Source organism: Parabacteroides sp. AM17-47 (genome assembly GCF_003434625.1).
GTDB classification, from domain to species: domain Bacteria; phylum Bacteroidota; class Bacteroidia; order Bacteroidales; family Tannerellaceae; genus Parabacteroides; species Parabacteroides distasonis.
This window is the reverse complement of record NZ_QTLI01000037.1, coordinates 1-19,155: the sequence shown is the minus strand read 5'-3', so window position 1 is coordinate 19,155 and position 19,155 is coordinate 1. Positions and strand designations below refer to the sequence as shown.

Sequence of the window (19,155 nt, the reverse complement as noted above, 5' to 3'; positions counted from 1 at the left end):
AGGTTTAGTATGGTACGGGTGTATATATAACGGACTAAACAGGACTGGCGCACTTTTCAACTATTTTTTTTATCCCCAAAAAAGAAAATGTTATGAACATCGAAGATGTGAAACAAATACCCATCGCAGACTATCTGCACAGTTTAGGTTACTCTCCTGTCAAGCAGCAGGGTAACGGTTTATGGTACAAATCACCGTTAAGGGAGGAACACGAACCGTCTTTCAAGGTGAACACTGACCGCAACCTTTGGTATGACTTTGGCGCAGGCAAGGGCGGTAACATCATCGCACTGGCAAAGGAACTCTATTGTTCCGACAGCCTGCCATACCTTTTAAACCGGATAGCGGAACAGACACCGCACGTCCGTCCGGTCAGTTTTTCTTTTCCCCAGCGTAGGACAGAACCGAGCTTCCAGCATTTGGAAGTCCGTGACCTTACCCATCCGGCATTGCTCCGTTACTTGCAGGGACGGGGTATCAATGTCGAACTGGCAAAAAGAGAATGTAAGGAACTCCATTTTACCAATAATGGCAGACCGTTCTTTGCTATCGGTTTCCCGAACATGGCAGGAGGTTACGAGGTTCGCAATTCCTTTTTCAAAGGCTGCATCGCCCCGAAAGACATCACCCATATACGGCAGCAGGGAGAGCCGAGGGAGAAGTGTTTGGTGTTCGAGGGTTTCATGGACTACCTCTCTTTCCTTACGCTCCGCATGAGGAACTGTCCGACCATACCCGACCTTGACAGGCAGGATTATGCCATTCTTAACTCTACCGCCAATGTGTCGAAAGCCATTGACGTGCTGTACCCGTATGAACGCATCCACTGTATGCTTGACAATGACAAGGCTGGATATGAAGCGACACGGGCTATCGAATTGGAATACCCCTACCGTGTGCGTGACTTCTCGCACAATTATAGGGGATATTCGGACTTGAACGATTATCTGTGCGGCAGGAAGCAGGAACAGAAAAACGCAGCCAGCCAAGTGCAGGAAACGAAGCAGGAAACCGGACAACGTGCCGCCCCAAGACAAAAGAGAGGCAGGGGCATTTAATCCGGCAGGACTACCAACGGCTGGCGGTTTATTTGGAGAGCAAGGTTATGTTTCGGTAAACCGAAACTACCTTGCTTTGCTCACCGCAAAGAAAATTTCTCCCGTTGGTCGCAATTTTTAAGATACCATTTAAATGTAAAAACCTATGACGAATATAAAGGATAAGCCGGGGGGACGTCCGGCAAAGAAACGGATAGAGAAGCAGCAACGGGTTGTCAGTACGAAACTGACCGAGTTGCAGTATTACGCCATCAGAAAGCGAGCCGGGGAAGCTGGGTTACGTGTCAGTGAGTATGTAAGGCAGGCGGTTGTTTCGGTAGAGGTCATACCCCGGCTGAACAGGCAGGATGCGGACACCATCCGCAAACTGGCAGGGGAAGCCAACAACATCAACCAGTTGGCGCACCGGGCGAATGCCGGAGGTTTCGCACTGGTGGCGGTGGAACTGGTGAAGCTCAAAAACCGGATTATTGAAATCATAAACCATTTGTCAGATGATTGGAAAAATAAAAAAGGGAAGCGGGTTTAAGGGCTGTGTGAACTATGTGCTTGGCAAGGAGCAGGCGGTTTTGCTTCATGCGGACGGGGTTCTGACTGAAAGCCGGGGAGATATAATCCACAGCTTCTGTATGCAGACCGGGATGAATCCCGACTTGAAAAAGCCTGTCGGACATATTGCGTTGAGTTATTCGGCAGTGGATGCGCCCAAATTGACAGATGGGAAGATGGTACAGCTTGCGCAGGAGTATATGCGTGAAATGAAAATCACCGATACGCAGTATATCATCGTGCGCCATCAAGACCGGGAACACCCACATGTGCATATCGTGTTCAACCGCATAGACAATAACGGCAAGACCATTTCGGACAGGAACGACATGTATCGTAACGAACAGGTATGCAAGAAGCTGAAAGCCAAACACGGGCTTTATTTCGCCGAGGGAAAAGAGCAGGTGAAGCAGCACCGATTGAAAGAGCCGGACAAATCAAAATACGAGATTTACACGGCTGTGAAAAATGAAATCGGCAAATCCCGCAACTGGCAGCAGTTGCAGCACAGGTTAGCGGAAAAGGGTATCACTATCCAGTTCAAACGAAAGGGACAGACTGACGAGATACAGGGCATATCCTTTTCCAAAGGCGAATACACGTTCAAGGGGTCGGAGATAGACCGCAGTTTCAGTTTTTCCAAACTGGATAAATGTTTCGGGGATGCAGGAATGAATGTTGCCGAAAGCCAACGGCAAACAACTTTCGCACCCGTTCGGGAACAAGCACCTGCACCGGACAAGGCTGACAGTCCGTTGATAACAGGTTCACTCGGTCTGTTTTCTGCTTCTTCTCCCCCAGTGGATGAAGAACCTAATTTTAATTTGAGAAAGAAGAAGAAAAAGAAAAAACAACTTAAACAGTAAAGACATGGAAGATAATTTGATTTTAGAGGGGCTTCTCTCTATGGTTACGGAACTGAAAGAGAAGCAGGAAGCACAGGCAACGCCAGCCAGTCGGGAGGAAACTCTCGAACGGCTGGGAGCAATCGAACAAGCGTTGTCGGAACTGCACAGTAATTCGGCTGTTCCCGAAGAAAAGTTGCGGGTTATTCAAAGCCAACTTGACGACATAAGGAGCAGGATGCAAGGTCAGCAGAAGAACATAGAGGACACCAAGAAAATAACATTGGAAACCTACCGTTGTTTCAAGGTAATGATTGATACTTTGGGCTCTTGCAAGACGGATAAAGAGGAAGCTACGCCCTTACCGTTCTATCAACGGATTTACAACAAGGTCGCTTCTTGGATTCGTCCGGGATTGTTTGTTTTTTCGGCAGTGCTGGTCGTCTGTTCCGTTTCCATATTCTTGAATGTCCGTTTGGCTGAACGTATGCAGCAGTTGCAGGACAACGATATGAAATACCGCTATTTGCTGATGCAAGGACAGGCAGACGGGGAAACTTTTGATATGCTGGAAAACAAGTTCAAGTGGCAACGGGATAACGGTTTTATCCGAAGTTTGACCGATTCAGTGATGGATTTTGAATATCGCATCCAAAAGCAGGCGGAAGCACTGGAACGTGCAAGGCTGTTGAATGAGCAAGCCGAACAGCTAAAGAAAGAAGCCGATAAGTTGGGTAAGCCATAAACGGGGAAAGTCGGAACAGATGAAGTACATTCACCGTTCCGGCTTTTCAGATTCACTTCTTTTTCTTCGTACAGTGTTCTTTCTCGAACTGGCGTAGCGTGGTGACGCTGAACCGTTCTTTAATAAACTCCCGGACATCGGAAGCCTTGTAATACACTTTTCCGCTGATAGTGAAGTAAGGCAGCGCACCGATAGCCCGGTAGCGTTGCAGAGTTTTGATACTTACTTTGAATAATAAACACAAGTCTTGATTATCCAATAGGTTGTCATCTTCGGGTAGTACCTTGTCCGCATTGCGTAGTACCCGTACATCCTTGCAGAGTTCTTCCAGCTTGGCGTACAGCTTCTGCATCCATACGCTGAAATCGTCATTGTCTATATACATGATTGCTTCATTTTTCTGATTATACATTCTTGTCTGTCAATCAATTGATGAAGCAAAGTTCAGAAAATAGGCGCAAAGAAATTACGGGGGAACTAATGGAATCCCCTATAAATAAATCATAAGTCACTGATTATCTATATCCTTTCTTGTCATGTTCCTTTTTGATAAGTTCTACCAATCCATTAAGAAACCCGGTCAGTTTGCCCGGCTTTCGTTTTATCACGTCCTCATGTTTTTGGTAACAGTCGCCTATCTTGATGTTGAACAGCCATTCAAAGGCTTTCGCCAAGTCCACCAAGTAGGCGGGCTTGCCGTTCTGATACACGATGTTTTTGGAGAGGAACAGACCGCTTACCATTTCCATGATGTTGATAAGGGTTGTCTTGTCTGCGAGATAGAGAGGGGAAAGGGGCTGTTTGTTGATACGTTGCTGTAGCTGTTCCGGGTATTTGATGCGCCACTCGATAAGGCGTATTTCAGTGTTCAAAAGTCCTATCGCTTCATCAATTAGATGCAGATGGGGCATTTTTTTCTTGCTCAAACCGTACACGATACGATTTAAGACGGTGCAAACCAAAGGAAAAATAACGTAGTAAAACGTTGTAATCCTGCTCATTGATACTAAAATTGGCTACATGGGTCGCCAATTCTTCGATAGCTTCTGCAAATTCAGATGCAGACACTTTACGTTGTGAGCATTCCGACAATAAGCGGAAAAATCTTTGGTCGAATATTTTTTTCATTGAGTCGATTAAAAATACTATTTGACAGCAATCAAATAGAAATGTTATTGATAATATTTTTAACTTCATATTTTAAAGAATCTGGTCTTATTATAGTTGCACTATCTGCAAAAGACAGATACCAATGTGCAAACTTACTGATTGAAAATGTTAGAAAATGAAGTTCAAACATATCCCCTATCTCTTTCTCAGATGTTAATCCGTAATAATATTTATCATCATTCATTATGGAGGTTTTATTCTTTTCTATTCTTATAACGATTTCATGTAATTTTTCTTTATCATAAAACTCGCGTATGAATTTTTCCAAAGGAGGATGCTCCCGTGATTGTAATTCATTAAGAATGTGCATTTTTTGAATTCTATCTATCCGAAATGTAAGATAGATTTCTTTGGGAAGATAAAAGCCTATTAGATACCAGTTAGTTCTCGAAAAGAAAATTCCAACAGCTTCAATCTTTCGTTCTGAAACACTTAACGCATTACTTCCCAAATAAGATATTTCAATAATTCTTTTTTGGTATATACTTTGTAAAATAAGTAAAAGAATATCAGGTTTATAGGTAGATGATTTATAAGTATCCAATACAGACATGCACTTTTCCATTGTTTCTAACATATTTTTGTCTGCAAAACGCATGACAGACCTAATCTTTTCTATTCCAGACTTATAATGTTCGTTGCTATTTGAATCAGTTAGTTCATGTACTAATTTCTCTGCAATCAAAAAGGACAAAGCCTCTTTTTGAGTAAACATTAGAGGAGATAATTTGAATCCTTCTGCAAGTGAATAACCAATACCGGGATTTCCTATGATAGGAATGCCTGCCTCTTCCAATGTTCTTATATCTCGATATACAGTGCGAATGCTTATATTAAAACGTTCTGAAATTTGCTGTGCTTTCACTAACGAGTGCGATTGTAACTGAATCAATATAGCAGAAATACGGTCTATTCTATTCATTTTGCATCTTTAATTTGAATATTTGAATCTTCAATAATAACAGCTTGTTTATTACTTATAGGAATAAGCTGCAACTTCTCATTATATAGTTGAACTATCTTTTCACCTTTTTTCTTGAATGGAAAATTTCCATAATGGGGAATCGTATAAAAATCGACCAAATCTAAAGAAGTACAGTCTTTCAATTCAGGAGCCTTTTCTATTGGATCAAAATTCACACTTCTCATATATTCTGCATCGGGAGAGGCTATTATTGCTCCGGCAGATTCCCCAATATACAGTTTACCCAATTTCACTTGTTTAGATATAATTTTATCAACACCTTTTCTTTTTAACTCTTGCAAAAGGAAAAATGTATTTCCACCTGTTATGTAGATATAATCGCATTTATGTAATATAGAAGATATTTCCTCTTTGGGCAGTTGGGTAATCTCGACTTCTTCAACAATCATTCCTGCTTCTTCTAAAGCCTTTTTCCCCTTTTTTACATAGAATCGTATTGGTTCTGTAAGGCTTGCAGTTGGTATAAAAGCTATAATTTTCCCTTGCAAATCTTCTTTGGCACAATCGACAAATAGATTAGCAACATCAGCAAATGATGAGCATAAAAATAATCTTTTCATATTCTATAATATTAAGTTGAATACTTTTTGATACAAAGATAGCGTCTTCTATGACAGCCCTATGTCAGTAAGTCTAAATATTGAAGAGTTTTTTTCATCAAAACAATCCATTATTGAAATTTACCCTATTTGTAATGTGGCTGCGTTCCCTTATGAAAAGAAGAAATAATTTTGTTCCCTTTATGAAAAACAAGTGCTACACAACCTGCCGGGATAGAACGTTGAAAGCCTTGCTTTACATCATCTATCCTTAAAAACCAATATTGCTTTATATAAGGAGCGAGCAATTTGGTAGGTTGTATTACTTGAATTTTCTCCATTCTGTTTTAATTATCAAACAAAAGTAAGATTTCTTAGATAGATATTAGGTGTAAAAAAGGGACATTCTAATTAAAACATCCAAATATCTGTTGCCTAAATCATTCAAAGTTCTCTGCATTGGAAGATATGTCATAGATAAGTTGAAAAAGTTATTATAAACACAAGTTTAGTTTGTGTTTTTGTCTATATATCCAAAACGGACTAAACTAATTTCTATTGACAGCAAATTATATATGCTGGCGAAAAGAAAAACAGTATTCTTCTTTTCGCCAGTTTTGCTTTTATGGTTAGAGAGCTTTTGTTACCTTTGCACATGAAGCCCACCGCAAAGCGATTTCTTCGTTTTTTTTGTTACTATTTTGTTACCCACTATTAGTAATAGGTGGGCTTTTGCTTTGATAATCAGAGTTATATTATGCTGTATGTATAATATGTGGCATAATATAGCTATTTATTGCAAAACAAACAATTATTTTTCGAACAATAGCTTACTATTCAGGCAATAACATTAATAAATCCTCATTTTCTTCTACTAAGTAGTATGCCATGAACACCAAAGGTTCGGAATCTAAGGCATTATCAAAATGCAGTATCGGCTTATTCTTAGGTTCGTAGAATGCCTCGCCTGCTTTTATTAATTGAGGTTTTTCTCCTTCAATCTGAAATAATAAAGTACCTGAAACGATATGCCCTACAACCGGACAAGGATGCAAATGATACTCTGCCTTACCATTTACCGGTATAACAACTTTCTTAATTTCGACTTTTGACAAACCTTGTTTTTCCCTCAATTGGATTGAAAGAAGATTGGTTCTTGCTACATTTTTCTTTTCCATACTTGTGCAACAACTTGAAATGATTAATAAAATGAATAGTACTATCTTATTCATAAATGATTTATTTTGCTGCAAAGATAGAATGGAGCAAGAGATTATTTCATTGACCTATGTTAAGAGATTTAAGACGGCTTAAAGATTCAGGCTTTATTCCAAGATAAGAAGCGATATGATATTGTGATACGTGTTGTTCTATATGAGGATAAGTTCGTAAAAGCAACTTATATCTTTCTAAAGCATCATCCATGAGTAATGAAGTCTCTTTTCTGCATTTTTTAATGAAGAGAGTATCCGCTATATATTTTCCTAATTTATACCCTTCATTAGAGGTTTGTAGTAATTGGTCATAATTAGATTTAGACAAACAATATAAGACTGAATTTTCTAATGCTTGTATACTTCCTACGCTTGCTTCTATTGTCAAGAAACTTCTATAGGACGTAGCAAATGAACCTTGGAAATGAAAATCACTGATATAATCTTCTCCTTCCTTTTCTATGTAAGAACGTAAAACTCCCGTCTCTACAAAACCAATAAATGAACAGACTTGTCCCTGACGTAATAAATATTCTTTCTTTTTCAAAATAACTTCATCGCATTCACCCACCAGCCTTCTAAACAAATCGAGAGAGAGTCCTATTTCCTTGATTATTAAGTTTTCTAATACCATATTTACAGTTTGATGCTACAAAATTACCTAAAAGACTTCAAATCGACGTACTATTTACCAAACAAAAGCATTACTTTTGTAATGAGGTCATAAAACAATGGAAACACAAAGCAGATTGAAGAATCTCACTCGTATCCATATTGTTCCCATTATCTATTACACTCCTTATAAATATCTATTATTTAACATATAGAGCTATCATTACTTGTTACTCAAAACAAGCTTTTACCATAGAAGTAACCCATAAACTCTATAGTAATACTGACCCCTTTTCTTTTACTTCTCACAAAGAAATAACTTTTGCTGCAAATAGAATATAGGTAACGAAGCATTTATCAAACAAATAACTACCTTTGCAGCACAATTACAGATACTTATGTTGAATACTGAAAACATACAATTGCTCATTGATAGCGGAGAAGGCTATAATGTTGAGTTCAAAGTTCGTGTTCCCTCTAAAGTTCGTGAACTGACAGAAGAAATTTGCGCTTTCGCCAATGCAGACGGAGGATACTTACTTATTGGTATAGATGATAACGGACAGATTATAGGCACAAGTTTAGAGAATGACAAACGTTCTGCTATTCAAGGCTCTATCAGTGAAATATCTCCGACGCTTCATTGCGAGTTGTACACCGTGAATATTGAAGATAAAACAGTTTGGGTGATTGATGTTCCATCAGGTAAAGACAAACCTTATATCTTTTCCGGTTCTATCTTTGTACGCGAGGGAGCAAACTCTCAAAAACTTCGTACTGTCGAAGAAATGCGTAGCTTCTTTCAGGAGTGCAACAAAATATTTTTTGATGCTATCCCCTGCTCATGGTTTAACATTTACACTGATGCAGACGAACAAGCGATAAAAGACTTCCGTACGGAAGCACAACTAAGTCCATCGACAGCCGACAAACAGATATTCGAGAATTTGGAACTGTTTACAGATAAAGGTGTAGCAAAAAATGGTGCTGCCATGTTCTTTGGAAAACAACCTGAACGGAAATTTCCGCACGCAATAACAAGATGTGTTCTTTTCAAGGGAACAACCAAAGTATTTATTATTGATGATAAATCTTTCGGTGGTCCACTATACCAGCAATATTTACAAGCAATGACATGGCTGGAAAGCAAACTGCAAGTAGCTTATAAAATTGAAGGAGCAGGGCCGAGAGAAGAAATTTGGGAAATTCCTCTTACTGTATTCAAAGAAGCCATTATAAACGCTTTATCCCATCGTGATTATTACGAACAGGGAGCAACCATTACGATAGAAATGTTCGACGATCGAGTAGAAATTTCAAATCCCGGAGGACTTTTGCCTATTGTAGCTAAAGATTTCGGACACAAGAGCATGACACGTAACCCGTTAATATTTGGTCTGTTTACCCGTATGCATTTGGTTGAAAGGGTTGCATCCGGTATCCCCCGTATGAAGGAAGCTATGAAGGAAGCTAATCTTCCTGAACCTGAATTTCATACGGACGGGATGTTTACGGTAGTGTTTAAAAGGAAGAACAACAGTGACACCGATGGCACTGTAAATGACACTGTAAATGGCACTGTAAATGCAAACGAACAGTCCGTTCTGAATCTGATAAGAAAAGAGGAAGGTTTGAATGCTACGGAAATTTCAAAAAGAATTTTGAAGAGCGTAAGAACCACCAAACGTTATCTAAAATCTTTAAACAATAAAAAGCTCATAGAATTTAAAGGAGCACCGAAAACTGGAGGATATTATATTAAAAAACTTTAATAATACATGATATGATACTAGCAGATATAACTCTCAAAGGATTTAGAAATTATAAAGATGCACATATTAAGTTAGAGAAAAATACACTTATTATTGGGGCAAATGATGTTGGTAAGACAAATTTAATCTGGGCGATGCGATTACTATTAGATAGAAGCCTGTCAGATTATGATATAGAACCACGATCTAGTGATTTTTATGTATTGGAAGAAACTAACTCATTTGTCATATTATTACACTTTACAGATATTACTGAGGAATGTGTTTTGTCTAAACTAAGAGGAAAAATAAGTGATGCTAATGAGATGTATATGTCCTATAATGCATCAAGAGATCCTAATACGGGAAAAATATCCTATACAATAAAAGCAGGAGCTTCCGTTGAACTTTTGTCGGATATTGAAGCACATTATTATCGTAAATATTTAAATATTAAATACATCAGTTGCAGAAGAGACTTGTATGCTTTTATATCTAAAGAAAGAAATTTTTTATTTCAAAATGCCAAAGAGAGCAGGAGCACTCAAGAAGAAGAGGAAGATAATACACTTTTACAAGAGATTAAAACTAAATTACAAGAAGCTAACAATTTAATACCGACTTTACATTACATTTCTAAAGCGACAAACTCAATCAATAGTGAATTAAAAGAAATGTCTATTTACAACAATAATCAAGATGTATATTTTGATACAAATTCTTCAAATATAGACAAATTTATAGACAGTACCTCCGTTTCGTCAAAGACAAATGACACGCCCGTAAATATAGGTGGAGATGGACGATTAAATCAAATTTACTTATCATTGTGGGCAACTAAACATGAAATTGAACGTCCCAAGCTTGAAGAAGTTTCGATTGTATGCATCGAAGAACCTGAGGCTCATTTGCATCCACATCAACAGCAAAAGCTTGCAACTTATTTGAGTAACAAGATATGTGGGCAAATATTCTTAACTAGTCACTCTCCACAAATCACCAGTGAATTTTCTCCAAATTCAATTGTTCGCTTATACAAAACAGAACAATCAGATACCAAAGCTGCATCAAATGGTTGTTCTAAAATTATTGAAGGTTCCATAATAAACTTTGGCTACAGAATGAGCATAATCCCAGCTGAGGCATTTTATGCTGATCAGGTTTGGCTCGTTGAAGGTATCTCTGAAGTTATTTTCTATAAAGCATTATCGAAATTTTGTGGTGTAGATTTATTAAAAAACAACATAAGTATACTAATGGCTAATGGGATTGGATTCTCTACTTTTATCAAAATATTAAATGCCATGAATATACCTTGGAAACTTAGAACAGATAATGATATATTCAAGATACCCAAAAAGAAATATTATAGAATGGCAGGAATGCAGAGAGCCATAAGTATTCTCGAAGATTATAGAGAATTGGATGCATCAGAAAAAAAAAATAATTGAGGAAAACAAGGAAAAACTTAAAGAACTACCAACGAATATTCCTACAAATGAAATAAACACTATTTGCTCCACTTTAAGAAGTATATTAAATAATCATGGAATCTTTCTATCAGAAAAAGATTTAGAGAATGATATGTTCAATAGTCCTATAAAAAATGATTTAATAGAATTTTTCAATGATTTAGAGGAATATGAAATTATCACGGCAATGCAAGAAGCAAAAGGAAATTTCATGTATAATTTCATAAGACAAAAAAGTACATCATTAAGTAAATTGAAGGAACATTCATTAACAAATCTATTAAGATAAAATGACTCCTACAGAACAACAAAAGGCTATATTAGAATGTAGAGAAAATCTTGTCGTCATTGCTGCTCCTGGATCTGGAAAAACATTTGTTTTATCCGAAAAAATAAAAAACGACATTAAGGAACTGCTCGATTATCAAGGAATTATCGCCATATCGTACACAAATAAAGCTTCTTTAGAACTAAAAAACAGAAGCCTAGCAAATGGCATTTCCCCTAAAAGTTCATTTTTTGGTACCATTGATAAGTTTTGTATTCAAGATATAATTATACCATTTGGAAGCCTAATGCAAGAGAAAAAGACTTTCGACAATCTCATAATTCGCTCAATGAACAATTCTGAGCGTTCTCAGCTAGGGCAAGTTGAAAAAAGAGAAAAAATAGAATATAACCATATGGATATAATATTGTCCTTATTAGAAGCAAATATTATATTAATAGAATGTATAGGAATATTAGCTAATTATATCTTTGATAACTCAAAAGCTTGTAGAAGTTACCTAAAATCGAGATACAAATATTTATATGTAGATGAATATCAAGATACTGGGATAGATCAACATTATTTATTTATTAAGTTAAAAAACATGGGTATAATAATGGCTGCTGTTGGGGATGTTAATCAGTCTATTTTTGAATTTTCCGGAAAGAAATCTTATTACCTAAAAAGAATACGACAAGACAAAACTTTTAGAAGTTTTATACTCAGTCAAAATCATCGTTCACATCAATCTATTGTAAATTACTCCAATAGGTTAATAGATTCTACATGCACAATCACTGATATACCGGAAAAAGACAGGCGGGTATTTTATTTCATTAGTTTAGGAGATGAAAAACATATAGCATCTTTTATTGATGAAAAAATAGCATCTATTATGAATGCATACAATATTGACAAATTCAATAAAATTGCTATACTTTTTAGGAACTCCAAAAATGCTCAATATATCAGTCAAGAGTTAAATACTCCTCATAAAATAGTATCACCAACCAAATTAGATATGCAAATTAGTATTTGGGCATCTATCTTTGCATCCATATTACGTTTCATTTTTAATCCAACAAATCGTTTTATTGATATAGTAGAAACTTACTCTTCTTTCGATAGTTTAAGAAATACACAAAAAAGAAGTTTGCAAAAAAGCAACATTGTTTTAAATGGAATTGTAGATCATGGAGAAATCTGCAATAAAGACTTATTTATAGAAACATCCATTAATATAGCTACTATCCTAATGCCTGAAGCACACAATATTAATGATATAAATCTTTTGAAGGAAGTTGTTTTTGATTCCAAACAACTTGATAGCTATAGGTCTGAAGATTCTAATGAGATAAATTTAATGACCCTTCATAAATCAAAAGGTTTAGAGTTTGATGCTGTAATACATGCTGATTTATATGAATGGGGATTACCTTCAAAAAAGGTGGAAAATAATAATTTTAAGGAACCTTTATATCCAAACTGGGAACAGGATTTGAATTTACACTATGTTGGCATTACAAGAGCAAAAAAAGTTTGTATCCTAATTCGTTCTGAAAAAAGGCATAAGTCAAATGGAGAATTAACAAATGCACAAGATTCAGAATTCATTCAACTACACAATGTTCATAATCTTAGGTTTAATCCTGTTAATGCTATCCCATTTCCTACTCAGCGCTACATGAATGAAGTTAAAGAGAAAGAATTTCCAAGATCATAAATTGAATAACAAAATAATTTATTATATTTGCCCTTAGGAATCGTACCCAAGATACAAACTTGTGTTAAACGGTGCAAAGCTGTGAAAACCTTATTCAAGGGATTAACATCGTAGAAAAGATATAACTTATTGAAAAATAGTGTTATACAAACCGACTTTCGGTTGCTGGTGGCACCACTGAAAATCAAAGGGTTACTCATATGAGTAACCCTTCTTTATTTTTACCTCTCTGCGATATAAACTCCACTAATAATGGCTAAAGCGCCAATACCAGAAGCTATCGTAATAGTTTCTGATAGAAAAATCGCAGAAGTTATCAAGGTGACCAGAGGGACAATGTAAATATAATTGGCTGTTTTTGATGCTCCGAGGGCTCTGACTGCCGTATTCCACATGATATAACAAAGCATTGAGGCGATGACACCCAGAAATAATATATTTAAATATACGATTGGCAGTTTCAATAACTCTAGTTTGATATTTAAAGGGTAGATCGCAAAATAGAAGAAAAGAGAAAGTATCCCATAAAAAAATACTTTTCGTGTAATAAACAAGGTGGGATAAGAACGACTCAAACGCTTTAGGATAAGGCAGTAAAAAGCCCACATCGTAGCGGCAACTAAAGTGAGAAAATCACCAAGTGGATTTACTTTTAAAAGAACACTGCCGTTGAAAACAACTAATCCGACTCCAAATAAGGCAACTAAAGATCCATATAACAGTCCTTTCCTAAGAGATTCTTTATAAAATAGGTGAGACAATACCGTTGTAATGATCGGTGCTGTACAGATCAATAATGAAACGTTGGAAGCCAATGTGATGCCCAATGCCGTATTCTCCGCTATGAAGTATAGGGAGCCACCACATAATCCAGACAAGAACAATAAGAATTCATCTTTTACGCAATTAGCCCACAACCGTCGATGCGCTATAGTCAAAATACAAAAATACGCAAGTACGAAACGGTATAACAATATCTCAACCGGTGATAATCCTGTATTAATCAGTATTTTTGTGGAGACAAACGTTGTTCCCCATATAATGACTGTCAATATGGCGATACTATGATACAGAAGATCTTTACTTTTAAACATAATTGTGTTAGAATTAGATTTTTATTTGCTGCAAAGTTATTTAAAGAAGATTGTTTTCCTATATGTCAATCTTAAATACGATAATTTTCCTATTTTTGTCCTGTTTTGCATTCTATAATTCTAATTCGGGGATATTAAATCAAATAAAACAGGAAAAAAAACTATGGCACTACTTGATGAGACAGATATTGAAATTCTTCATTCTTTGCAAAAGGACGCGAAGATCAATGCAAAAGAGCTTTCTGAGAAACTTCATATCTCCAAGACTCCTATTTACGAACGAATCAAACGTTTAGAAAACGAAGGATATATAAAAGGATATGTGGCATTGGTCGACAATAAAAAAATAGGATTACCCTTGATCATTTTCTGTAATGTATCTTTAGCTGTACACGATGATGAGCATATCGAACGCTTCAAAGAAGAAATACGGAATATCGATGAAATAATGGAATGTTACTCGACGGGAGGTATTTATGATTTCTTTGTCAAAGTGGTTCTTAAGGATTTAGATGCCTATAATCAATTTGTGTTCGAGAAATTAACCAAGGTTCATGGCATCGTGAAGATGCAAAGCTCTTTTGTACTTAATGAAATCAAGAATACTACAGTTTTGAATATACCCAAAAATAGTTGATTGAAGCTTAATGTCGCAGTATTATATAAAATGTCTCTTTTTTACTATAGAATTGATTAGGGGTTATTTACCTTTGCCCCGATAAATTAAATTCTATAAGATGCAGTCATTTAAAATAATAAAGCCTATTCATATATTAACTCCTTATGTGAGATATTATTGGATACTGGAAGATGGCGCGGATGTTTCTGTATCTGAACGGACTTTACCAACGGGCTGCATACAATTAGTATTTCATAGGGGTAAAAGGCTTTTATTAGTAGGAAAAAAAGAATCGCAGCCTCAAGCGTTCATCTGTGGGCAATGCCTCAACTTTTCAGATGTGATGTCAGCCGGAAAGATTGAAATGATCACGGTTGTTTTTCAGCCGTACGCGGCAAGAGCCATCCTTCAACTTCCCCTTAAGTTCTTTTATGGAGAACTTATAGCGGTGGATGCTATAGAAGATTTGGAATTATCAATATTATCCAGAAAAGTGATAGAGGCTGATGATCATGAAACTTGCATCCGCTTGATCGAGCAGTTTTTGATTCACCGTCTTTATAGGTTTGAAGGCTATGAATATAATTTAAAGCGAATATCCGCAGTCTTCCATCAAATAAATGAACAAGCGAAAACTAATATTTCTGAGTTATCTGAAACCGCATGCCTGAGTTCTAAACAGTTCAACCGCATTTTCTTAGATTATGTAGGAGCTACGCCCAAAGAGTTTCTTCGTATCGTTAGGATGCAACGGGCTTTATTTAAGGTACAACAGAATCCATCCATTTCATTCGCTCAATTAGCTTATGAATGTGGGTTTTCAGATCAGTCACATATGATAAAAGAGTTTAAGCTGTTTTCCGGCTATACACCCACGGAGTATCTTTCCTTATGCGCTCCTTATTCTGATTATTTCTCGGAGTGATCAAGATGTCCTTTTTCTTCTATCCTATAGATACGATACGCTCTACTTTTGTGATGTCTTCGCGAGGACATTAACAGTAACTATAAAAAGAAAACAAAATGAACAATTTAATTGCTTTTTTCGAGATTCCAACTGTAGACTTTTATCGAGCGATCGATTTCTATGAAACTATTTTGGGACTAAAATTATCGGTTTCCGAATGTGAGACAGAGAAGATGGCCTGTTTTATCGAGCAAGGAGAAGCGGTTGGGGCTTTGTTCTACGCTCCTAGTTATCAACCTTCGCCGGATGGTATCTTAATCCATTTTAATAGCCAAGATATCGAGGACACTTTATCTAAAGTATTGGATAAAGGGGGTAAAATTATTATACCCAAGACAAAGATTGAAGCGGAAAATAAAGGATACTTCGCCGTTTTAGAAGATAGCGAAGGAAATCATGTCGGTATCTACGAAAAATAAGTATCTTTGGCCAAGATATCCCTACAATATATAATATGAAAGAAAATAAGTATGATGATGAACGCTTTTTCGGTCAATACAGTCAGATGTCTCGCTCTGTACAAGGGCTGAGAGGAGCAGGAGAATGGCATGAGCTAAAGAAGATGTTGCCTGATTTTAACGGAAAGCGTGTATTGGATTTAGGGTGTGGTTTTGGCTGGCATTGTCGATATGCCATAGAGCGAGGGGCGACCTTCGCTTTAGGCATTGACCTTTCTGGGAAGATGTTAGACAAGGCACGGGAGATAAATCCCTCCCCGTTGATCGAATATAAAAGAATAGCAATCGAGGATTTTGATTTTGCTCCAAATTCTTTTGACATCGTGATCAGCTCCTTGACATTCCATTATCTCGAGTCGTTCGATACGGTTTGTACAGAGGTATATAAATGTTTAACGCAAGAGGGTGTCTTTGTCTTCTCTGTGGAACATCCCGTTTTTACTGCTTATGGCAATCAAGATTGGATTTACGATTCGGAAGGGAAACCTGCGCATTGGCCGGTGGATCATTATTTTCAAGAGGGAATCCGGCATGCTCGTTTTTTGGGAGAGGATGTAACCAAATATCATAAGACACTTACGACTTACGTGAACGGATTGATCAAGGCGGGTTTCTGTATCACCCATCTGGTGGAGCCTCAACCGGACGAATCGATGCTGGATACGGTTCCCGGGATGCGAGACGAACTTCGCCGTCCGATGATGTTGCTTATCGCCGCTCGAAAGAATTAAAAAAAAGCGTATCTTTGTGGCTGAAAAGATGTCTTTTCCGTGTGCTTGCTAAACCACGTATTAAAAACAAGAAAGATATGAAACAACAAGATGCCGCTTTGGTATGCTTCTCGGGTGGACAAGATTCCACGACTTGCCTTTTCTGGGCGAAGAAGCATTTTTCACGTGTAGAGGCCGTATGCTTCACATACGGACAGAAACATTCCTTGGAAATAGAGGTCGCTCGAAAGATCGCCGCGGATGCGGACGTACCTTTTCAGTTATTGGACGTATCGCTTATCAGCCAGTTAGATCCCAATTGCTCGCTTACGAATGCGAGCATAGAGATGGATCAAGAGAAGCCGGAGGATAGCTATCCGAATACGTTTGTGCCCGGCCGTAATATGGTATTCCTTACTTTCGCCGCTATCTTAGCCCGTGGTAAGGGGATTTATCATTTGGTAACGGGTGTCTCCGAGGCTGATTATAGTGGTTATCCGGATTGCCGGGATACGTTCGTGCGTTCTCTTAACGTAACATTAAATCTGGCGATGGATGAGCAATTCGTAATTCATACCCCGCTTATGGACCGGGATAAGAGCGAAGTCTGGGAATTGTCGGACGAGCTGGGCGTCTTTGATCTAGTACGTACGCAGACGCTGACTTGCTATAACGGTGTTATGGCTGAGGGATGTGGGCATTGCCCCGCTTGCAAACTTCGCAAGGACGGATTGGAGAAATACCTGAAAAGGAAAGAAGAGAATCAAAAGTAAATTTAAAGAAATGGACGAGAGAAAACAAGAAGGAGAGTTGCACTTATTAGGTGGCTCTACCGTATATAAACAAGATTACGCTCCGGAGGTATTGGAGGCATTTACGAACAAGCATCAAGGAAATGATTATTGGGTACGGTTTAATTGCCCGGAATTCACCAGTCTCTGCCCGATTACCGGACAACCGGATTTCGCTACGATTCATATCGATTATATCCCCGACGTGAAAATGGTAGAGAGCAAGAGCTTGAAGCTTTACTTATTCAGCTTCCGCAACCATGGGGCGTTTCATGAGGATTGCGTGAATATTATCATGAAGGACTTGATAAAATTAATGGATCCGAAATATATCGAAGTTACTGGTATATTCACACCGAGAGGCGGTATAAGTATTTATCCGTATTGCAATTACGGTCGTCCGAACACCAAGTTTGAGCAGTTGGCCGAGAAAAGATTATTTGATCATAATCAATAAGATTTCTGACAAATCGTTATCTGTTTCGGCAAAAAACGGTATATTTGCAGCAAGAAATGTTAACTAACTAATAAATCATTTTAGACCATGAACAAAAGATTGCTTACAGTTGCGGCTTTCGCTTTAGCGGGTTGCGTCACTATTGTCGCTCAAGACAAGAAAAAAGAGTTCAAGATGCCTACAGGTTATGCGGGTATCACGCATGAGATGTCCGAGTTTTACGAACCTGTTCCGCCGGTAGTCACTCCGGGTACAGATTTAAAAGGTGGAGGTTTCACGGCTCCTTCCGACGCTATCGTTTTGTTTGACGGCAAGGATCTTTCCGCTTGGGAGAGCGTAAAGGGCGGTGCCGCCGAATGGGATGTGCATGATGGTGTATTTACCGTAAACAAGAAGAAGGGTGACATCCAGACCAAACAGAAATTCAACGATTTCCAGATGCACATCGAGTGGCAGGTCCCGACGAATATTACCGGCGAGAGCCAGTCGAGAGGTAACAGCGGTATTTTCCTACAAGGGATGTATGAGGTTCAAGTGTTAGACTGCTACAATAACCCGACTTACGTGAACGGCCAGACTGGTAGTATCTACAAACAATCCATTCCTTTGGCCAATGCCATGCGTAAACCGGGCGAATGGAACGTATACGATATCATTTATACCGCCCCCACTTTCAAGGAAGATGGTTCTTATCGCACGCATCCAACCGTAACGGTTATCCAGAACGGCGTGGTTTTGCAGAACCATACGACGATATTGGGTACGACAGAGTGGATCGGTTTCCCGCAAGTGAAGAAACATGGCGCAGGCCCTATCATCCTGCAGAGCCATGGCGATCCTAGCGAGCCGATCAGCTTCCGTAATATCTGGATTCGTGAGCTATAAGAGAAACGTGTTGATTGTAATAAGAAGGGATGGACTTGATATTAAGTTCATCCCTTTTTCGTTAAATAACAGGCTGGTTTTATATGAGAGAAACATTTTTTTCTATAGCACGAAATTTTAGTTTTTATAATCGAAACAAAAGTTTTCCAATGGAGAAACTCTAGTTTCCTGCTGAAAAAACTTTAGTTTTTCGATAATGATGTCTTTTCCTGATTTATCTAGACACTTTTTTTGTTTATA

24 protein-coding genes are annotated in these 19,155 nt (G+C 37.8%); 15 read left to right on the top strand and 9 right to left on the bottom strand.

The window, feature by feature from the left end; all coding sequences use genetic code 11:
• The first annotated feature begins 92 nt into the window (after positions 1-92).
• The 4 genes from DW205_RS20820 to DW205_RS20805 all read left to right on the top strand — a co-directional run bounded on the left by DW205_RS20820 (position 93) and on the right by DW205_RS20805 (position 3,197).
• Positions 93-1,058, top strand: a complete 966-nt coding sequence (locus DW205_RS20820) for a toprim domain-containing protein (RefSeq protein WP_049702059.1) — start codon at positions 93-95, stop codon at positions 1,056-1,058.
• A 145-nt stretch (positions 1,059-1,203) separates the two neighbouring features.
• Positions 1,204-1,587 (top strand): MobC family plasmid mobilization relaxosome protein, encoded by a 384-nt coding sequence (locus tag DW205_RS20815; RefSeq protein ID WP_049702060.1) that lies wholly within the window; start codon positions 1,204-1,206, stop codon positions 1,585-1,587.
• Positions 1,553-2,473 (top strand): relaxase/mobilization nuclease domain-containing protein, encoded by a 921-nt coding sequence (locus tag DW205_RS20810; protein ID WP_049702061.1) that lies wholly within the window; start codon positions 1,553-1,555, stop codon positions 2,471-2,473. The genes DW205_RS20815 and DW205_RS20810 overlap by 35 nt, the downstream gene beginning before the upstream one ends.
• Positions 2,474-2,477: 4 nt before the next feature.
• Positions 2,478-3,197 carry a hypothetical protein gene (locus DW205_RS20805; RefSeq protein WP_004315359.1) on the top strand — a complete coding sequence of 240 codons (720 nt, stop codon included), beginning with the start codon at positions 2,478-2,480 and terminating at the stop codon, positions 3,195-3,197.
• A gap of 52 nt (positions 3,198-3,249) precedes the next feature.
• On the opposite strand, the gene DW205_RS20800 is transcribed toward DW205_RS20805, so the two are convergent.
• The 8 genes from DW205_RS20800 to DW205_RS20765 all read right to left on the bottom strand — a co-directional run bounded on the left by DW205_RS20800 (position 3,250) and on the right by DW205_RS20765 (position 7,739).
• Positions 3,250-3,582: a helix-turn-helix domain-containing protein gene (locus tag DW205_RS20800; RefSeq protein WP_008997282.1), complete on the bottom strand. Its 333-nt coding sequence runs from the start codon at positions 3,580-3,582 to the stop codon at positions 3,250-3,252.
• 130 nt (positions 3,583-3,712) lie between these two features.
• Positions 3,713-4,132: an RteC domain-containing protein gene (locus DW205_RS20795; RefSeq protein ID WP_008770715.1), complete on the bottom strand. Its 420-nt coding sequence runs from the start codon at positions 4,130-4,132 to the stop codon at positions 3,713-3,715.
• On the bottom strand, positions 4,086-4,325 hold the full coding sequence (locus DW205_RS20790) for a hypothetical protein (protein ID WP_004315356.1): 240 nt from the start codon (positions 4,323-4,325) through the stop codon (positions 4,086-4,088). The genes DW205_RS20795 and DW205_RS20790 overlap by 47 nt, the downstream gene beginning before the upstream one ends.
• 31 nt (positions 4,326-4,356) lie before the next feature.
• The gene (locus DW205_RS20785; RefSeq protein WP_004315355.1) at positions 4,357-5,289 is read right to left on the bottom strand and encodes a YafY family protein; all 933 of its coding nucleotides are present in this window, start codon (positions 5,287-5,289) and stop codon (positions 4,357-4,359) included.
• Positions 5,286-5,912, bottom strand: coding sequence for a Type 1 glutamine amidotransferase-like domain-containing protein (locus DW205_RS20780; RefSeq protein ID WP_004315354.1), 627 nt, complete (start codon positions 5,910-5,912; stop codon positions 5,286-5,288). Before DW205_RS20780 ends, DW205_RS20785 begins: the two co-directional genes overlap by 4 nt.
• A 125-nt stretch (positions 5,913-6,037) precedes the next feature.
• Complete coding sequence (locus DW205_RS22915) at positions 6,038-6,232, bottom strand: DUF6597 domain-containing transcriptional factor (protein ID WP_049702064.1); 195 nt, start codon at positions 6,230-6,232, stop codon at positions 6,038-6,040.
• 492 nt (positions 6,233-6,724) lie between these two features.
• Positions 6,725-7,123 (bottom strand): cupin domain-containing protein, encoded by a 399-nt coding sequence (locus tag DW205_RS20770; protein WP_005868689.1) that lies wholly within the window; start codon positions 7,121-7,123, stop codon positions 6,725-6,727.
• Between the two features lie 46 nt (positions 7,124-7,169).
• Positions 7,170-7,739, bottom strand: coding sequence for a Crp/Fnr family transcriptional regulator (locus tag DW205_RS20765; RefSeq protein ID WP_005868687.1), 570 nt, complete (start codon positions 7,737-7,739; stop codon positions 7,170-7,172).
• A 376-nt stretch (positions 7,740-8,115) separates the two neighbouring features.
• Here DW205_RS20765 and DW205_RS20760 point away from each other — a divergent pair, with 376 nt between their 5' ends.
• From DW205_RS20760 to DW205_RS20745, 4 genes are read left to right on the top strand one after another with little or no spacing between them, the layout of a single operon-like run.
• Positions 8,116-9,489, top strand: coding sequence for a helix-turn-helix domain-containing protein (locus tag DW205_RS20760; RefSeq protein ID WP_005868685.1), 1,374 nt, complete (start codon positions 8,116-8,118; stop codon positions 9,487-9,489).
• Between the two features lie 11 nt (positions 9,490-9,500).
• Positions 9,501-10,919, top strand: a complete 1,419-nt coding sequence (locus DW205_RS20755) for an ATP-dependent endonuclease (protein ID WP_005868683.1) — start codon at positions 9,501-9,503, stop codon at positions 10,917-10,919.
• Positions 10,894-11,229: a hypothetical protein gene (locus DW205_RS20750; protein WP_008778693.1), complete on the top strand. Its 336-nt coding sequence runs from the start codon at positions 10,894-10,896 to the stop codon at positions 11,227-11,229. The genes DW205_RS20755 and DW205_RS20750 overlap by 26 nt, the downstream gene beginning before the upstream one ends.
• 1 nt (position 11,230) lies before the next feature.
• Positions 11,231-12,934, top strand: a complete 1,704-nt coding sequence (locus tag DW205_RS20745) for a UvrD-helicase domain-containing protein (protein ID WP_005868679.1) — start codon at positions 11,231-11,233, stop codon at positions 12,932-12,934.
• A gap of 221 nt (positions 12,935-13,155) precedes the next feature.
• Here the strand turns inward: DW205_RS20745 and DW205_RS20740 are convergent, their stop codons facing one another.
• Positions 13,156-14,028 carry a DMT family transporter gene (locus tag DW205_RS20740; RefSeq protein WP_005868665.1) on the bottom strand — a complete coding sequence of 291 codons (873 nt, stop codon included), beginning with the start codon at positions 14,026-14,028 and terminating at the stop codon, positions 13,156-13,158.
• 163 nt (positions 14,029-14,191) lie between these two features.
• Between DW205_RS20740 and DW205_RS20735 the strand changes: the two genes are divergently transcribed.
• The 7 genes from DW205_RS20735 (at position 14,192) to DW205_RS20705 (ending at position 18,915) form a co-directional block, all read left to right on the top strand.
• Positions 14,192-14,665 (top strand): Lrp/AsnC family transcriptional regulator, encoded by a 474-nt coding sequence (locus tag DW205_RS20735; protein WP_005868663.1) that lies wholly within the window; start codon positions 14,192-14,194, stop codon positions 14,663-14,665.
• Between the two features lie 100 nt (positions 14,666-14,765).
• On the top strand, positions 14,766-15,572 hold the full coding sequence (locus DW205_RS20730; RefSeq protein ID WP_005868662.1) for a helix-turn-helix domain-containing protein: 807 nt from the start codon (positions 14,766-14,768) through the stop codon (positions 15,570-15,572).
• A gap of 98 nt (positions 15,573-15,670) precedes the next feature.
• Positions 15,671-16,033, top strand: a complete 363-nt coding sequence (locus DW205_RS20725; RefSeq protein WP_005868660.1) for a VOC family protein — start codon at positions 15,671-15,673, stop codon at positions 16,031-16,033.
• A 35-nt stretch (positions 16,034-16,068) separates the two neighbouring features.
• Positions 16,069-16,803 carry a bifunctional 2-polyprenyl-6-hydroxyphenol methylase/3-demethylubiquinol 3-O-methyltransferase UbiG gene (locus tag DW205_RS20720; RefSeq protein ID WP_005868658.1) on the top strand — a complete coding sequence of 245 codons (735 nt, stop codon included), beginning with the start codon at positions 16,069-16,071 and terminating at the stop codon, positions 16,801-16,803.
• A 77-nt stretch (positions 16,804-16,880) separates the two neighbouring features.
• Positions 16,881-17,555 (top strand): 7-cyano-7-deazaguanine synthase QueC, encoded by a 675-nt coding sequence (gene queC, locus DW205_RS20715; RefSeq protein ID WP_005858432.1) that lies wholly within the window; start codon positions 16,881-16,883, stop codon positions 17,553-17,555.
• 10 nt (positions 17,556-17,565) lie between these two features.
• Positions 17,566-18,030: a preQ(1) synthase gene (queF, locus tag DW205_RS20710; protein ID WP_005868655.1), complete on the top strand. Its 465-nt coding sequence runs from the start codon at positions 17,566-17,568 to the stop codon at positions 18,028-18,030.
• An 87-nt stretch (positions 18,031-18,117) separates the two neighbouring features.
• Positions 18,118-18,915: a DUF1080 domain-containing protein gene (locus DW205_RS20705; RefSeq protein WP_005868653.1), complete on the top strand. Its 798-nt coding sequence runs from the start codon at positions 18,118-18,120 to the stop codon at positions 18,913-18,915.
• Positions 18,916-19,155: the final 240 nt, after the last annotated feature.

Bases quoted from the DNA above. Each gene is read 5' to 3' on its own strand.
- DW205_RS20745 (WP_005868679.1), top strand. From the start codon at position 11,231: ATGACTCCTACAGAACAACAAAAGGCTATATTAGAATGTAGAGAAAAT.
- DW205_RS20785 (WP_004315355.1), bottom strand. From the start codon at position 5,289: ATGAATAGAATAGACCGTATTTCTGCTATATTGATTCAGTTACAATCG.
- DW205_RS20815 (WP_049702060.1), top strand. From the start codon at position 1,204: ATGACGAATATAAAGGATAAGCCGGGGGGACGTCCGGCAAAGAAACGG.
- DW205_RS20740 (WP_005868665.1), bottom strand. From the start codon at position 14,028: ATGTTTAAAAGTAAAGATCTTCTGTATCATAGTATCGCCATATTGACA.
- DW205_RS20725 (WP_005868660.1), top strand. From the start codon at position 15,671: ATGAACAATTTAATTGCTTTTTTCGAGATTCCAACTGTAGACTTTTAT.
- DW205_RS20755 (WP_005868683.1), top strand. From the start codon at position 9,501: ATGATACTAGCAGATATAACTCTCAAAGGATTTAGAAATTATAAAGAT.
- DW205_RS20735 (WP_005868663.1), top strand. From the start codon at position 14,192: ATGGCACTACTTGATGAGACAGATATTGAAATTCTTCATTCTTTGCAA.
- DW205_RS20810 (WP_049702061.1), top strand. From the start codon at position 1,553: ATGATTGGAAAAATAAAAAAGGGAAGCGGGTTTAAGGGCTGTGTGAAC.
- DW205_RS20790 (WP_004315356.1), bottom strand. From the start codon at position 4,325: ATGAAAAAAATATTCGACCAAAGATTTTTCCGCTTATTGTCGGAATGC.
- DW205_RS20800 (WP_008997282.1), bottom strand. From the start codon at position 3,582: ATGTATATAGACAATGACGATTTCAGCGTATGGATGCAGAAGCTGTAC.
- DW205_RS20730 (WP_005868662.1), top strand. From the start codon at position 14,766: ATGCAGTCATTTAAAATAATAAAGCCTATTCATATATTAACTCCTTAT.
- DW205_RS22915 (WP_049702064.1), bottom strand. From the start codon at position 6,232: ATGGAGAAAATTCAAGTAATACAACCTACCAAATTGCTCGCTCCTTAT.
- queC (WP_005858432.1), top strand. From the start codon at position 16,881: ATGAAACAACAAGATGCCGCTTTGGTATGCTTCTCGGGTGGACAAGAT.
- DW205_RS20720 (WP_005868658.1), top strand. From the start codon at position 16,069: ATGAAAGAAAATAAGTATGATGATGAACGCTTTTTCGGTCAATACAGT.
- DW205_RS20765 (WP_005868687.1), bottom strand. From the start codon at position 7,739: ATGGTATTAGAAAACTTAATAATCAAGGAAATAGGACTCTCTCTCGAT.
- DW205_RS20820 (WP_049702059.1), top strand. From the start codon at position 93: ATGAACATCGAAGATGTGAAACAAATACCCATCGCAGACTATCTGCAC.
- DW205_RS20770 (WP_005868689.1), bottom strand. From the start codon at position 7,123: ATGAATAAGATAGTACTATTCATTTTATTAATCATTTCAAGTTGTTGC.
- DW205_RS20705 (WP_005868653.1), top strand. From the start codon at position 18,118: ATGAACAAAAGATTGCTTACAGTTGCGGCTTTCGCTTTAGCGGGTTGC.
- DW205_RS20750 (WP_008778693.1), top strand. From the start codon at position 10,894: ATGCATCAGAAAAAAAAAATAATTGAGGAAAACAAGGAAAAACTTAAA.
- DW205_RS20805 (WP_004315359.1), top strand. From the start codon at position 2,478: ATGGAAGATAATTTGATTTTAGAGGGGCTTCTCTCTATGGTTACGGAA.
- DW205_RS20780 (WP_004315354.1), bottom strand. From the start codon at position 5,912: ATGAAAAGATTATTTTTATGCTCATCATTTGCTGATGTTGCTAATCTA.
- DW205_RS20760 (WP_005868685.1), top strand. From the start codon at position 8,116: ATGTTGAATACTGAAAACATACAATTGCTCATTGATAGCGGAGAAGGC.
- queF (WP_005868655.1), top strand. From the start codon at position 17,566: ATGGACGAGAGAAAACAAGAAGGAGAGTTGCACTTATTAGGTGGCTCT.